The sequence below is a fragment of the Dietzia alimentaria 72 genome, from assembly GCF_000226215.1.
Lineage (GTDB): Bacteria > Actinomycetota > Actinomycetes > Mycobacteriales > Mycobacteriaceae > Dietzia > Dietzia alimentaria.
Window position 1 is genome coordinate 301606 of the sequence record NZ_AGFF01000007.1, and the last position, 15100, is coordinate 316705.

At 66.8% G+C, this 15100-nt stretch carries 8 protein-coding genes; 5 read left to right on the plus strand and 3 right to left on the minus strand.

The genetic code is table 11. The features are described from left to right. Window positions 1-1339 precede the first annotated feature (1339 nt). The 3 genes from ON04_RS03875 (at window position 1340) to ON04_RS03885 (ending at window position 8437) form a co-directional block, all read left to right on the plus strand. On the plus strand, window positions 1340-2503 hold the full coding sequence (locus ON04_RS03875; protein ID WP_010540274.1) for an Ig-like domain-containing protein: 1164 nt from the start codon (window positions 1340-1342) through the stop codon (window positions 2501-2503). 296 nt (window positions 2504-2799) lie between these two features. Beyond that, entirely contained in the window at window positions 2800-6861 is a 4062-nt protein-coding gene (locus ON04_RS03880) for a beta strand repeat-containing protein (protein WP_010540275.1), read from the plus strand. Between the two features lie 115 nt (window positions 6862-6976). Further along, on the plus strand, window positions 6977-8437 hold the full coding sequence (locus tag ON04_RS03885; protein WP_010540276.1) for an aldehyde dehydrogenase family protein: 1461 nt from the start codon (window positions 6977-6979) through the stop codon (window positions 8435-8437). A gap of 19 nt (window positions 8438-8456) precedes the next feature. Here ON04_RS03885 and ON04_RS03890 read toward each other — a convergent pair whose 3' ends face one another. Then, window positions 8457-9263: a crotonase/enoyl-CoA hydratase family protein gene (locus ON04_RS03890; protein ID WP_010540277.1), complete on the minus strand. Its 807-nt coding sequence runs from the start codon at window positions 9261-9263 to the stop codon at window positions 8457-8459. Window positions 9264-9342: 79 nt separating this feature from the next. Here ON04_RS03890 and ON04_RS03895 point away from each other — a divergent pair, with 79 nt between their 5' ends. Continuing rightward, a complete protein-coding gene (locus ON04_RS03895) occupies window positions 9343-10980 on the plus strand; it encodes an acyl-CoA synthetase (protein WP_010540278.1) in 1638 nt (545 codons plus the stop codon). 2 nt (window positions 10981-10982) lie between these two features. Continuing rightward, window positions 10983-12089, plus strand: coding sequence for an NAD(P)H-dependent flavin oxidoreductase (locus ON04_RS03900; RefSeq protein WP_029457664.1), 1107 nt, complete (start codon window positions 10983-10985; stop codon window positions 12087-12089). Window positions 12090-12342: 253 nt separating this feature from the next. Here the strand turns inward: ON04_RS03900 and ON04_RS03905 are convergent, their stop codons facing one another. Together ON04_RS03905 and ON04_RS03910 are read right to left on the minus strand one after the other, a co-directional pair. Next, entirely contained in the window at window positions 12343-13143 is an 801-nt protein-coding gene (locus ON04_RS03905) for a DUF559 domain-containing protein (RefSeq protein ID WP_238529223.1), read from the minus strand. A 1244-nt stretch (window positions 13144-14387) separates the two neighbouring features. Continuing rightward, a complete protein-coding gene (locus tag ON04_RS03910; RefSeq protein WP_010540281.1) occupies window positions 14388-14990 on the minus strand; it encodes a TetR/AcrR family transcriptional regulator in 603 nt (200 codons plus the stop codon). Between the last annotated feature and the right edge of the window lie 110 nt (window positions 14991-15100).

A 15100-nucleotide genomic window follows, 5' to 3' on the forward strand; every position in this document is an offset into this window, starting at 1 on the left:
CCGAATCCGAGTCCATACGATAAACTCGGATGATCCTTCGGTAGTTTCCTCGGGATACCGAAGTCACTCAGTGCATTCTTACTCGATATTCAGTACGTACTGCACCGGCGATCCGTACCCGGAAACGGACGCTCCGAATCGGCCATGGGAGAACACCACCGTGTGGGATCCTTCGCAAATGGCGCCCGCGGCCGCTGGTCAGCGGAGAGGTACGGCGGTGGGGCGCTCTGCACCAGTTGCAGCCGTCAACCCGACCGAGGCCGACGACGTGGAAGCAGCAGAGCGGAATGCGGACGCGACCGTCGCGCAAACGAGTGAACCGAGTGACGAAACGTCCCCGAACACAATGACGTCTCGGTCGACCGTTGCCTCGGGCACCGTAAGGCCGTCCACTTTACAGGGCCCAACGTCGACTGCTACGTCTCGCCCGCCAACGACAACCCCATCGTCGTCCGAAACGAGATCTACGACTGTGCCCAAAACGACCGAGACTTCGACGTCCCCTTCTGTCGCAGCCACGACGTCGAGTGTGACCCAGGCGCCCGCTTCGCCAGTGCGCCTGCCGAGCGGTCGGGAGGCACAAATCGTCGGGGACACGAAGCTGGAAGTCTCCGGCGCAGACGCGCCGGAATGTACGGCCAAAGTTCGAAAGGGCTCGGAATTGACAGTCCGCGATGGTGAACTCCACCTGACTGACCAGGTTATGACTCGAGTAGTCGACCTGGAGACCTGCGAACTGCGCCGTCTGAGGGGAAAGTAGGCGACGAAGCGCAGAAGCCGAGTCTGGGAGTTTTGGACGGCTGACTTGAAGCATTCTCTCAGTTGAGATGCGGATGTGACGGGTGTTGTCAGTGCAGCGCAGTCCCCAATGTGTCCATGATTGGCGGATCCAAGAGAGTGTCCTATAAGGGTTTTATTTCCGCTACTAGTCCGTTATTGTCACGTACATCACATTGCGGGTTAGTCGGCGAGTGAGCAGAGACCACACTGGGTGGTCTGGGGATGGGGAGAATCGATGAAGCAAGGAAATATACGCAGGACGGTGGCTACGGCGAGTGTCGCAGTCATGGCGGGGTCAGTGCTGGCCATTGGCGGGGCGGGGGTCGCGGCGGCGGCACCGACGCCGCCATCGACGACGGTGGTGCCGGGTGCGTTCCTGACCTCTCAGTTCACTATCACGCGAACGGTAAGTGAGGCGTCGCCAACCTACGGCGACACGGTCACGGTGACAACTGACATTACGCGCGACAACCTTGGGCACTTGCTATACCAGGTCCGTGACTTCACCCCTACGTGCATGGAGTACGTGCCGGGGTCTGCAACTGCAAACAAACCAGAAGTGCCCACGGGGAACAACGAGCTTGTCGAGTGGTCCTCGACGCTCGGTCGGCAGGCGGAGCCGTTCACGATGACGGCGGAGTACACCGTGAACTGCAACGCCGGGAATATCGGGACTGGCGGGACCTGGATGAAGAGGGCTCCCGCAGGCGACTCCGAGCTGGGCAACCGCAACATGGGCCCGACGATCAGCGTCCAGCGCAAGGGGACCTCGGTGTTCCTCGGGCAGCCGGTCAACCCTGAGGTCGGACAGTCGATCACGTTGAACGCCACCACGACCAACGTCCCGGAGGGCGGCCAGGTCACCTTCTTTGTGGATGGACAGGCTGTCGGCGGGGCACAGGTCTCGAATGGTGAGGTCTCGTTGCAGTGGACCCCGACCTCCGAGGGCACCAAGCGGGTGCGGGCCACGTTCGCCCAGACCGGTACTCACGGCGGTTCGGCGTCAGTGGATCGCACGGTGATCGTGTCTCCGACCAACGTCGACTCCTCTGTTTCCGTTACCGCTGCCGGAACTCCGAAGGTGGGCCAAAGCACCCAACTCACCGCCACTGTCAACCCGCCAGGTACCGGGGGCACAGTGGTGTTCAAGGAGAACGGAACCACCGTCGGATCCGCACCCGTCGCAGCGGACGGTACGGCGAGCGTCAACTGGATTCCGAGTACGGCGGGACAGCGCACCATCGACGCCGACTTCTCCGGGCGGAGTGGAGTTAACGCGTCCAACGGTGCAATTCCTGTGACCGTCGCGTCGGCGGACCCCAGCGACCTCTCGACCACCACCACGCTAGATGCGGTCCCGGTCACGCCGCTCGGCGATGAGGTAATACTCAAGGCCACAGTCGACCCCAGCATGGCTGGCGGCGCGGTCACCTTTTACGACGGTCAGATCGAGATCGGCACGGCCGATGTGCAGGCGGATGGCACGGCGACCTTGACCTGGACCCCGACCGCTGACGGCGAACGCACCGTCCGCGCGGTCTACTCGGGCAACGGCAACTACTTGTCGTCGCAGGCCACCACGCTGGCAATCATCACGCCGAAAATTGTCGACCCGACCGACCCGACCGACCCGACCGACCCCACTGACCCGGAATCAGGAAGTCTCGGATCTCTGTCAGGCGGCAGCGCCAACGGTTCCCTGGGCTCACTTGGGGGGAACTGACACGCGGCTCACATCCTGTGCCCCGTCGCCTCCAGGGGCGGCGGGGCACAGGACTATCAGCGCGGAGCATTCACTAGCCGTCCGCGCAACAGCTGAAAGACCAATCCAACACGCAGGGGTGCACGATGATACGGAAAGTGGCTCGCCGAGCAACGGCGATTATCGGGGCGTTAGGTGTGGCAGCCGGCACCCTCGTTGTGGGTGGTGCGGGGGTCGCTTCGGCGGCTCCGACCCCGCCTGCGACCCATGTGGTGCCGGGCGCATTCCTTTTGTCCCAGTTCACCATTACGAGAGCTGTGAGTGAGGCAACGCCTACCTACGGTGACGAGGTCACGGTGTCGACCAACATCACTCGGAATGACTACGGTCACTTGCTCTACAGGGTCCGCGACTTCACTCCTGCCTGTATGGAGTTCGTACCGGGATCCGCAACGGCCAATAAGCCCGAAGAGCCCACCGGGAACAACGAACTGGTCGATTGGTCGTCGGGTATCGGTCGACAGGCAACTCCGTTCACGATGACGGCCAAGTACCGCGTGATGTGCAATGCGGGTCAGGTGGCAACCGGCGGTACGTGGATGGGTCGCGGAGGTAGCGACGAACTCGGCGATCGCAACATGGGTCCCGCGATTAACGTCCAACGCAAGGCCACCACCACGTCCATTGGTCAACCGTCAGCAACGGTGATTGGCCAGCCGACCGCCCTCAGTGCGACCACCAACGCACCGAATGGCACCCAGGTCGAGTTCCTCGTCAACGAAAGCGTCGTGGGCAGCTCCCCATCCGCTAACGGAGCCGCCACGTACAACTGGACGGCGCCGACACCGGGATCGTTTGACGTCCGGGCACGGACCGTCCAGACCGCCACCCACGCGGGGTCAACATCGGCGGTCGTGACCGCCGAGGTGGTCCAATCCGAGTCCACGGTGAACGTCTCAGCCGCATCCCCCGCCATGGCCGGATCCCCCGTCCCGCTGACCGCAACTACCAATGGCATTGCCGACGGGCAGCCCATCGAGTTCTTGGTCAATAACCAACAGCTCGGCACCGCAGAGGTGACCGCAGGGAGCGCGACGTACACCGGCTGGGCGCCCGATATCCCTGGTTCGTACACGATCCAGGCGCGTTACTCGGGCTCCACTACTGTCGCCGGGTCGTCCTCGGGGCAAGTCAACGTCGATGTGATCGACCCGGTCCAGCAGACCTCCACCACGTTGGATGTAAACCCGGATCCCGCCCCGGGCCAGCCCTCCACCCTCACCGCCACGGTGGTGGCTGGCAACGACGGAGACGAGGTCCAATTCGCCAACAGCGGTGCCGTCCTGGGTACATCGAAGCTGGTAGAGGGCGTCGCAACCTATGACTGGGTCCCGAGCGCAGCTCAGGCCAACCAGCCTTACAGCCTCACCGCGCGCTACCTCGGCTCGCCCGGCTACGCGGAATCGACCTCCACGCCGGTCACCGGGACAATCGGTCTCATCCAGACCTCGGTCTCGCCGGTGACGGCTCCCGGCACCGCCACCGTTGGCACCTCGGTCCCGCTCACGGCGACCGTCACCGGCGGCACCGCTGGCGAGAGGATCGAGTTCCGCAACGGAGCCGACGAGCTGTGCTCGGCGACCCTTTCCGGCGGCGGTACCGCCACCTGCTACTGGACCCCGCAGGAGACCGGCGACTACCAGGTGACCGCCCACTACCCGGGCACCGCGACCACAACTCCGGCCGCCTCACCGTCGGCCACCCCGGTCACTGTCCAGCTCGTCGAGACTTCTCTGGAGCTGGCGGGGCCGTCCACCGCGACCATCGGCCAGGCCACCACGCTCACCGTCGAGACCACCGGGATCGCCGACGGCGAGACCGTGAGCCTGCAGATCGACGGCGACGAGGTCGACACCGCCCAGGTGGCAAGCGATCAAGCCAGCTTCCAGTGGACCCCCACCGCCACCGGATCCTACGAGTCACTCGCTGTGTACGAGGGCTCGGCGACTGCCGGACCCGCGCAGTCTGACCCCCTCGTCGTCGAGGTGGGCCTGACACAGACCCAGACGTCGGCCGTCACGGCTTCCGCCAGCCCCGTTACCGGTGAGCCGGTCACCCTGTCGGCCACCGTGACGGACGGCACCGAGGGTGCCACGGTCGAATTCCGTGAGGGCATCACCGTGCTGTGCACTGGTGAGGTCGCCGCCGACGGCACCGTCTCCTGCCCGTGGACGCCGGACCAGCTCGGCGACGTCGCGGTGACCGCGCACTACCTCGGCGACGCCACCACCGCGCCGTCGCAGTCGCCAGCACCGACCACGGTCACCGTGGGCCAGGGGCAGGTGAGCGCTCCGAGTGACCTCACAGTGGCGCCACAGGCCCCTGCCGCCGATGATGCGGTGACGGTCTCCGGCACCGCACCCGCCGACTCGACGGTCACCGTCACGGCGACCGACGGTCAGCAGTGCACCGCGGCTGCCGATGCAGAGGGTGCGTTCACCTGCGAGCTGGGCGTGCTGCCGGTCGGTGAGCAGACCATCACGGCGGTGGCCACCCTCAACGGTGTGGACTCCGGTCCCGCCACCACCTCGGTCACCGTGAGCGCCACCGCATCGTCGGTCGAACTCTCCGGCCCCACCTCGGTTCAGCCGGGAGAGACCGCCGAGCTGACGATTACGACCAACGGCATCGCTGACGGCGAGTCGGTGGACATTCTCATCGACGAGACGTTCGTCGACTCCGCGACCGTCACCGGCGGCGAGGCCACCTACGAGTGGACCGCCACCCAGGTGGGGTCGTTCACGATCCGTGCCGACTACGGGGGTTCGGGCACGGCCTCGCCCGCAGAGTCGAACGAACTGACCATCACCGTCGACGCTGCCGCTACCCAGACCTCACGGGTGACCGCCTCCTCGACCACGGGGTCGATAGGTCAGCCGGTGACGCTGTCGTCGAGAGTCACCAACGGCACCGGCGGCGTCGACGTCGAGTTCCGCAACGGGACCGCTGTGCTGTGCACCGGGCAGCTAGCCGCTGACGGCACCGTGGACTGCGAGTGGGAGCCAGCCGCGGCCGGCACGGTCAACGTGATCGCTCACTATGAAGGCGATGCGACCACCAATCCGTCGCAGTCACCCAGGGCCACCACCGTCTCCGTGGACCGCACAGCGTCAAGCCTCTCTCTCGACGCCCCCAACGCGGTCGAAGTGGGCCAGGAGCTGACGTTCACCGTGACCACCGTGGGCATCTCCGATGGGCAGACCGTCGACATCACGGCGGGTGGCACCAGGGTCGGTTCGCCGACCGTCACCGGCGGCCAGGCGACCTATACCTGGACCGCCCCAGCCGTCGCCGGCACCGTCACCGCCATCGCGTCCTACGCGGGCAATGACACGGTCGCACCCTCGGAATCTGAACCGGTAGGAATCGACGTGGGCGTCGCCGCGACCGCGACGTCCAACGTGGTGGCCTCCTCCGAGGCGACCGTCGGCGAGCCGGTGACCCTGGCAGCCACCGTCACCGGCGGCACCGAGGGTGCGACTATCGAGTTCCGGGACGGCGCCACCGTCTTGTGCGACGGCGAGTTGTCCGCAGACGGGACCGTGTCGTGCGAGTGGACCCCGCTGGCGGAGGGCACGGTCGACGTGACCGCGTACTACCCGGGCGACGAGGCCACCGGGGCGTCCCAGTCGGCCACCGCGACCACTATCACCGTGGCCGAGGCTCCCGACACCGAGGCGCCCGCCGCTCCGACGAGCATCGTCGTCGCTCCGGAGCCGGTCACCGCCGGCCAGCCGGTGACGGTGACGGGCGAGGCCGAAGCGGGGTCCACCGTGAAGGTGACGGTCGACGGGCAGCAGGTGTGCGAGACCATCGCGACCGGCGGCACATTCTCCTGCGAGTTCGACGCGACCCTCGCGATGGACGGTGAGCGGGTGACCGTCACCGCGACCGACGCGGCCGGCAACACCTCCGAACCCGCCGACGGCGGAACGCTGGTCGTCGACGACGTGGTGGACCCGACCGAGCCGACCATCACCCTCATGCCGGCAAACCCGGTTGCAGGGGAGCCGGTGACCCTCACGATCACCGGTGACGAAGGAGAGCAGGTCGTGGTCCTGGCCGGGACGACCGAGGTCTGCCGCACGACCATCGGAGCCGACGGCACCGCCACCTGTGAATGGACGCCGGAGTCCGAAGGCGCGGTGACTCTGCAGGTCACCGTGGGCGATCGGACGATCGAGAAGCCCGTCACCGTCCGCCCTGCCGGCGACGACGACGGCAACGGCTCGCTCGACGCCGGGTCGCTGGGCAACCTGTTCGGTGGTTCCTCGGGCTCGAGCGGGTCGACCGGATCTCTCGGTTCGCTCGGTAGTTGACCCGCCTCGGCTGAGGGCCCGCTTCTCCACCCGGGGAGGCGGGCCCTCGTCGTTCGCGCCCGGCGATCAGCGCCCAACACACCCGCAGAGCGAGAACACGTTCTATCCTGGACGCATGGCCACTACCCCCACCGCCCGCGACCTCACACTCGACCAGATCCTCGAGCGTCAGCAGCGCGCATTCCTCGCCGACCCGCAGCCAAGCGCCAAGGTTCGCCGCGACCGGATCTCCCGGCTCAAGAGCCTCATCCTGGACAACGCGGCCGAGCTCACCGAGGCGATGCGGGAGGACTACGGGTCCCGTCCCGAGACGCTGTCCACGCTCACGGACATCGCCTCGTCCATCCCCGACCTGGACCACCAGCGCAGCCACCTCAAAAAGTGGATGAAGCCCAGCCGGATCTCCCGCGTCCTCGACCGGGTCGGGTTCCACCAGCAAGTCCGGCACGACCCCAAGGGCGTCGTGGGGATCGTAGGCCCCTGGAACTTCCCGCTCTACCTGACGATCGTTCCAGCGGGGTCGGCTCTGGCGGCGGGCAACCGGGTGATGATGCGGCCCTCGTCGGTCACCGCCAACACCACCGAGGTGCTGTGTCAGCGCGCGCCCGACTACTTCGCCGTCGACGAGTTGGCGGTCGCCGGACCCGAACACGGCCGGGGCTCGGACTTCTCCAAGCTCGCCTACGACCACCTGTTCTTCACCGGCTCACCCGGAGTCGGCAAATCCGTCGCCAAGGACGCGGCAGAGAACCTCACGCCCGTGACCTTGGAACTGGGCGGGAAAAACCCCATCGTCATTGACACCAGCGCGGACATCGAGCGCGCGGCGCGCAACATCGCCTCCGCCCGGATGGTCAACGGCGGGCAGGTGTGCTTGTGCCCCGACTACGCCTTCGTTCCCGAGGACTCGATGGACACGTTCTGCGACACCGTGCTGGACCAGTGGCGCACCTCGTTGCCCGCGATCGTCGGCAACCCCGAGTACACGGCCACCATCAACACTTCCAACTACGAGCGGATCGTCGGCTTGATCGACGACGCGGTGGCCAAAGGTGCGACCAAGCGGGACGCAGCCCCGGCGGGGGAGGACCTGCCGAACGCGGAGGTGCGCAAGATCGCGCCCACCCTGCTCACCGGCGTCACCTCGGACATGGAGATCGACTCGGATGAGGTGTTCGGCCCCGTCCTGACCGTCTACGGCTACAAGAGCATCGACGAGGCCATCCGGCACATCGCCGACCGTCCGAGCCCGCTGACCCTCTACTGGTATGGCGAGAAGAATGAGCGGCTCGAGCTGGTCGCCGACCGGACCCGCTCAGGCAGCATCTACGGCAACGACTTCGGGATCGGGATGGTCTCCTCGGCGATTCCCTTCGGCGGCGTCGGCAACTCGGGAATGGGCTCATACCACGGGCACTACGGGTTCCGAACCTTCACCCACGAGCGCGCGGTGGCCCTGCACTCGTTCGACTACTCGGCGGCCGACTTCATGGTCCCGCCGTTCGGGCCCGACAAGAAGAAGCAGGCGTCCATGTACTTCAACGCGATGCGTCTGCGGACGAAGTTCTTGGGCTGAGCCACGCCGGGGCGGGTGTCTACTCGCCCCGGAAGGTGGGCCTGCGCTTCTCGGCGAAGGCGCGCGGGCCCTCCTTGGCGTCGACAGAGGCGAAGACGCGGCCGCCGATCTCGGCGTCCACCACGAACGCCTCCTCCTCGTGCATCCCCTCCGTGCGGCGGATGGTCTCGAGCATCCCCTGCACGGCCATCGGGCCGTTGTCGACGATCAGCCCGGCGAGTTCGAGCGCCTTCTCCAGCGCCGCGCCGTCCTCGACCACGTGACCGATCAGCCCGAATCGTTCGGCCTCCTCGGCGGTGACATGACGACCGGTGAGCAGGATGTCCATGGCAATCGTGTACGGGATCTGCCTCGGTAGGCGCACCGCGGACCCGCCCAGCGGATACAGACCCCACCGAGCCTCCGAGACGCCGAACCTGGCCGAACGTCCGGCCACGCGGATGTCGGTGCCCTGCAAAATCTCGGTCCCGCCCGCGATGGCCGGGCCCTCCACCGCGGCGATGAGCGGCTTGGTCAGTCGTCGTCCCTTGAGCAGCGCGGGCAGGCGGGTCAGGTCCCAGCCGCCGCTCGCGAACCTGTCGCCCGGCGCCGTCTGGTTCATCGACTTGAGGTCCGCGCCCGCGCAGAAATATCCACCCGCGCCGGTGAGGACGCACGCGCGGATCTCCGGGTCGGAGTCGACCAGGTCCCAGGCGGCCTCCATGCCGCGCATCATCGGCCCCGACAGGGCGTTGCGGGCCTCGGGGCGGTTCATGGTGACCACCAGGACGTGCCCGCGGCGTTCGGTGAGCAGGTGCTGGTCGTCAGGGGTGACAGCGCTGGACATTGAGCCTCCGAAATTCATTGGTGTGGCCGAAATCACGCGATCGGCATCGGCTGAACGTAACACGTTCTAATTTAGAGCCATGGCCTACACCATCGGAGATCTCGTCGAGCACGCCGTCGACCGCGTGCCGGACCGCATCGCCTTGATCCAGGGCGACCGCTCGCTCACCTACGCGGAGGTCGAGGACCGGGCCAACCGGCTCGCGCACCACCTGCAGTCTGTCGGCGTCGGCCCGGGCGACAAGGTCGCGCTCTACAGCCGTAACACCATCGAGGCTGTTGAGGCAATGATCGCGATCTTCAAGATCCGGGCGGTGATGATCAACGTCAATTTCCGCTACGTGGCCTCCGAGCTGCAGTACCTGCTGGAGAACTCCGACGCGGTCGCGGTGATCCACGAACGCCGCTACTCCCAGACCCTCGCCGCGGCGCTTCCTCAAACTCCGCAGGTGCGTCACTGCCTGGTGGTGGAGGACGGCAGCGAAGCACCTAGCCCGGTCGTGCCCGAGGGCGTCACCGTCGCCCACTACGACGAAGCCCTGTCCGAGCAGTCGCCCGAGCGGGACTTCGGCGACCGCTCCAACGACGACCTCTACATGCTCTACACCGGCGGCACCACCGGGTCGCCGAAGGGCGTGATGTGGCGGCAGGAGGACGTGTTCATGGTCCTCGGCGGCGGCATCGACTTCCTCACCGGCGAACCCATCGAACACGAGTGGGTTCTCGCGGACCAGGCCGTGGACGCGGGACCGATGGTGAGTGCGGCACTGCCGCCACTGATCCACGGAGGCGCCCAGTGGGCGATCCTCATGGCGGTGTTCAACGGGCGCACCAGTGTGCTCGTGCCCGAGTTCGATCCCGCGGCCGTCTGGCAGGCCCTGACCGAGCACGGGATCAACCTCATGTTCATCACCGGAGACGCCATGGCGCGCCCGCTGATCGAGGCCTGGGATCCGCAGAAGTACGACTCGTCGTCGTTGCTCTATCTCTCCTCCTCCGCGGCGTTGTTCTCGCCCGCGGTCAAAGACCAGTTCATCGAGGCGTTCCCCAACGCCATCATCTCCGACTCGGTCGGCTCCTCCGAGACCGGTTTCTCCGGCATGGCGATGGCGGAGAAGGGCAAGACCCACACCGGTGGTCCCCGGGTGAAGATCGACGGGCAGACCACCGTCCTGGACGACGACGGCAACGAGCTCGCACCCGGGTCCGGGGTCGTCGGCAAACTCGCGCGCGCCGGGCACATCCCGATCGGCTACTACAAGGACGAAGCCAAGTCTGCGGCCACCTTCCCGACCTACAACGGCATCCGCTACTCCATCCCGGGCGACGACGCGCGGGTCGAGGAGGACGGCACCGTGACCGTGCTCGGGCGCGGATCGGTGTCCATCAACACCGGCGGCGAGAAGGTCCACCCAGAAGAGGTCGAGGCCGCGCTCAAGACGCACCCCGATGTGTACGACGCCCTGGTGATCGGCCTGCTCGACGAGCGGATGGGTCAGAAGGTCGCTGCCGTGCTCCGGACCCGCGACGGCCGGTGCCCGCCGGTCGAGCAGCTCAACGAGGTCGTACGCTCCGAGATCGCCGGCTACAAATGCCCGCGGGCGCTGTGGGTGGTGGACGAGGTCAAGCGCACGCCCGCCGGGAAGCCCGACTACCGGTGGGCCGCAGAGGTCGCCGCGTCCCGCCCCGCGGATTCCAGCCAGGAGGTCCGCAGGTGAGCATCCGCACGCCTCTGACGGAGCAGTTCCGCATCGACTACCCGATCTTCGCGTTCACCCCGTCCAAGGCGGTGGCGGCTGCGGTGACCCGTGCCGGCGGCATGGGCGTGCTCGGCTGCGTGCGCTACAACGACCCGGCCGAACTCGACGAGGCCCTGCACTGGATGGACGAGAACACCGACGGCAAGCCGTACGGAGTGGACATCGTCATGCCCAACAAGGTGCCCACCGAGGGTACGACGAGCGACCTCGCCGGAATGATCCCGGAGGAGCACAAGGCCTTTGTCTCCCGCGTTCTCGACGACCTGGGGGTGCCGCCGCTCAGCGGCGACGCCCGGGCCGACGCCGGGGTGGTGGGCTGGCTGCATTCCGTGGCTGAGGCCCATGTAGAGATTTCGCTCGAGCACCGCCCCGTCCTCATCGCCAACGCGCTGGGGTCTCCGCCCGAGCACATCATCGAGCGGGCGCACGGCAAGGGAGTGAAGGTGGCCGCGCTCGCCGGGGCGAAGAAGCATGCCCTCGCCCACGTGGCCAGCGGCGTCGACATCGTGATCGCCCAGGGCGGCGAGGCCGGGGGCCACACCGGTGAGGTCGCCACCATGGTGCTGCTGCCGGAGATCGTGGCTGCTCTGGATGGCCGTGCACCCGTGTTGGCCGCGGGCGGCATCGGCGGTGGCTCGCAGGTCGCCGCGGCGATCGGCATGGGTGCGCAGGGCGTGTGGATGGGCTCGCGCTGGCTCACCGCGGCCGAGTACGGCGACGACGGCGGAATCCACGCCATGCAGCAGGCACTGGTCGCCGCCAGCAGCGCCGACACCGTCCGCAGTCGCATCTACTCCGGCAAGCCCGCCCGTCTGCTCAAGACCAGGTGGACCGAGGCGTGGTCTGCCGAGGACGCCCCCGATCCGCTGCCCATGCCGCTGCAGAACGTGCTGGTGGCGGAGGCGCACCAGCGGATCTCCGCCGCGCACGACCCGGAGGTGGTGGCGATGCCGGCCGGACAGATCATCGGGTCGCTCGATGCCGTTGTGCCCGTGGCCGAGACGATGGCGCAGATCGTGGCCGAGTACGAGGCGGCCGTCGAGCGGCTGCGCGGCACGCTGGGCTGAGTGCACGCCTCGGCTGCTCCCGCCTCCACTCCTGCCCCCTGCCCACCCCGCCCCAGCTCCGCATATGCGGCAATTCCGTCGGCTCGGCTCGCCAAGTTATGCACTCTCGCGGTCAACCGGGCGGACCTTACGCGGCAAATTGGCGACTGGCGGAGTGCATAACTTTTCCGGAGCTGCTGTTGAGGCGAGGGGCCACGGTCAGTCTGCTTCCCGTGGGGCGCGGGCGTCGCCATCTCAGAAGGGTGCTCCACCGTCACGCGGCCAGCGGAACCCCGCGGCGTCTCAGGGCTGCGCGCACCTGCTCCAGGAACTCAGCGCGATGGTTCTGCAGAATGTCGTATGTCACGACGATCACCTCCCATCCCTCCGCACGAAGTCGGTTGAGCCGGTGGACGTCGCGCCGGTGTCTGGATGGATCGAGGTGGTCGTACCCGTCGTACTCGATCGCGACCTTGGCGAATTTGTGCCCGAGGTCCACGGTGTAGCCCAGACGCGGGACGTGAACTTGCGACTCGAAACCGGTGATTCGGGCCTCTGCCAGGACGAGCCGGGTCCTGGTCTCCATCGGGGATTCCGACTGGGGGTCGGCGGCTCGCCAGGCATTCCATGCTCGACGGATACCCCACGTTCCCGCGAGATGTGTCAGTGTCCGCTCGAGACTCGCCAGATCGAATCCTTGTGAATACATGCCCTCGAGCGCGATGACCGCCTCTTCGAACGGCAGGAATCGAGCGAGGTCGAACGCGGTCCAGCGCACCGAGGTCACTGACACGCCCCTGACCTCCACGAGAGCGCCTTCCGGGACGCTCTCGTATCTCCTGACTACCAACCCTTTTCGTCGGCGGGCGGCTCGCCCGATCCACAGTTCAGGCTGGGCATGGCCCGGGGCGGTGAAGCCGTGGAGTGCCATGGCGGACCAGCCGCACAGGGCGGACCCGGGGTACAGACGTTGGAACGCGATTGAGCGACTCGCGATGTCGCCGTCGGATCGCCTGTCGAGCCAGAGGCCGTCGGCGACCTGCACGTGGAGGCGATCCCGGGCGCCCCGGCTCAACCCGGCGACCTCGTGTCCGAGTCTGCTGTGTGTCAGCGCGGGATGTGGCGTGGTGGAAGGGATCGTACGTGTGGGCCATCGGCGATATGTCATGCACGTCATCGTCGGCCACGGCATCTTGCTCAACCGTCGGTTAGGCCGGGTTTGCGGCCGAACCTGTGGAGGGGGGCGGGCCTGTGAATTACGGGCTGTCGACGGCTAGTACGCGGTCGAGGGGCAGGGAGTTTATGCACTCCCGCGGTCGACAACTTGCCGCATAAGCTCCACGCGGTTGACGGCGAGAGTGCACAAGTATCGAACGCGGCCGTGTGCCGTATGCGGATCCGCAACTCGGCGGGGTTGGAGCTCGCGTGCTGGCGCTTCTCGATAATCCGTCAACGAAAGCCGAAGCCGGAACCGGATCGGGACTGCTGAGCCTTGAGAACGATGATCGGACTGCAAAAAACTGCGCGGCGTTCTATAACGATCTCGGGTTGGGGCCCGAGCTGTTCGTTCACTGGAACGTAGCACCGGCGCCGATACGCGGTGACAAGAACTCCGGCTCGTCAAACGACGAGCGAGAACGTGGGGCTGTGTGGTTGAGGCAGGTAGTGGCATTGCTAACTGATCTGGAGGTCGTGCTTCTGATGGGAGATGGCGCCCGCGACGGCTGGAGGCGTGCGGGGTTGACGCTGCCGGGAGTGGTGATACCCGAGGGTGTGCCACACCCGTCGCAGCGAGGACTCAATAACAACAGCGGCCGGGTCAGACTTCGCCGAGCACTTCTCCAAACAAAAAATGTGCTCGAGGGGCGCACGACGGCTCCGAAAGCGGCGCTGGCACGGAAAGCGGCGCTGGCACGGAAAGGGTCTTCGGCCCCTGCCCCGTCGGGGCGATGGGCATGGTGGCCCACGTTCGAGCACTATTGCGCGCCGGGGTCGACCCCTCGAGGCGTGTCCTCAGACTTCAAGAGAGTCGAGCGAGCGATCGATCACGCAGATATACCCAGGAACAAGTGGGGCGTCATCGCGAGACGTTCCGGCTCAGACTGGACCCTCTTATCACGACGTGAAGACGGCAGGACAGTCGACCTGGCCGACTATCAAGTGGCCAAGTACGACGGAGCGCGAGCAGGCGGCCCTTGAGGTAACCTCGGTCCAGTCCCTCCGGGCAATCAACTCGCTTTGCGGACCCGCGACTTGGATTCGTGACTCGTTCCAGTGGGCATGCGATATTTGCGGACCGCGCGGGGGCGTGGTCATGATCTACTGGCCGCCACCCTGCCGCTCGGCGAACTCGTCCACCAGTCCCTGTACCGCCGCCCGCACCACGGCCCGCTGCTGCTCCGCGGTGAACACTCCCGTGTTGATGGTCGACGTGGTGCCCAGGCCAGCCACGAGGGCGAACAGGGAGCGGGCGAGCGCGGAGACGTCGGACGCCGCGGCATCGCGTGGCACCACCGGGGTGAGGTGGCGAGCGAGGGCCGCCTCGTTGTCTGCGACGTAGTTGCGTAGCACCGCGGACAGTCGTTCGCTGTTCATGCTGGCCGCCTGGAACGCGGTGAGGACGCGCCAGAAGCGCTGCGTTTCCTCCGAGCGCGGCAGGCTCTCGGCCGCGTTGTCGATCCACTCCTCCAGGGACTCGGACGGCGATCCCAAGTGGGTGGTGAGATCGCTCAGCGCGGCGAGCAGCGCCGCCTCGAGTAGGTCTTCCTTGTCCACGTAATAGTGCGAGATGTACCCGGTGGTCGATCCGAGATGCTGGGCGATCTTGCGCATCGACACGCTGTCCAGGCCGCCGGCGGCCACCAGGTCGCACGCGGCGCTGGCGATCTCGCGTCGGTTCGACTCGGTTCCGGTACTGGCCATGGTCGCAGGTGTCCTCACGATCGCGTGTGCTTCGGTCTCTCTCCGGGCAAGGGACTTCGCGCGCACCGGGTCGTGCGCAATGTACCCCGTTCCTTGTGGTGTGGAACACA

Excerpts from the sequence above, each read along its gene's own strand:
- ON04_RS03890 (WP_010540277.1), bottom strand. The coding sequence starts at position 9,263 with ATGTCCAGCGCTGTCACCCCTGACGACCAGCACCTGCTCACCGAACGC.
- ON04_RS03910 (WP_010540281.1), bottom strand. The coding sequence starts at position 14,990 with ATGGCCAGTACCGGAACCGAGTCGAACCGACGCGAGATCGCCAGCGCC.
- ON04_RS03885 (WP_010540276.1), top strand. The coding sequence starts at position 6,977 with ATGGCCACTACCCCCACCGCCCGCGACCTCACACTCGACCAGATCCTC.
- ON04_RS03895 (WP_010540278.1), top strand. The coding sequence starts at position 9,343 with ATGGCCTACACCATCGGAGATCTCGTCGAGCACGCCGTCGACCGCGTG.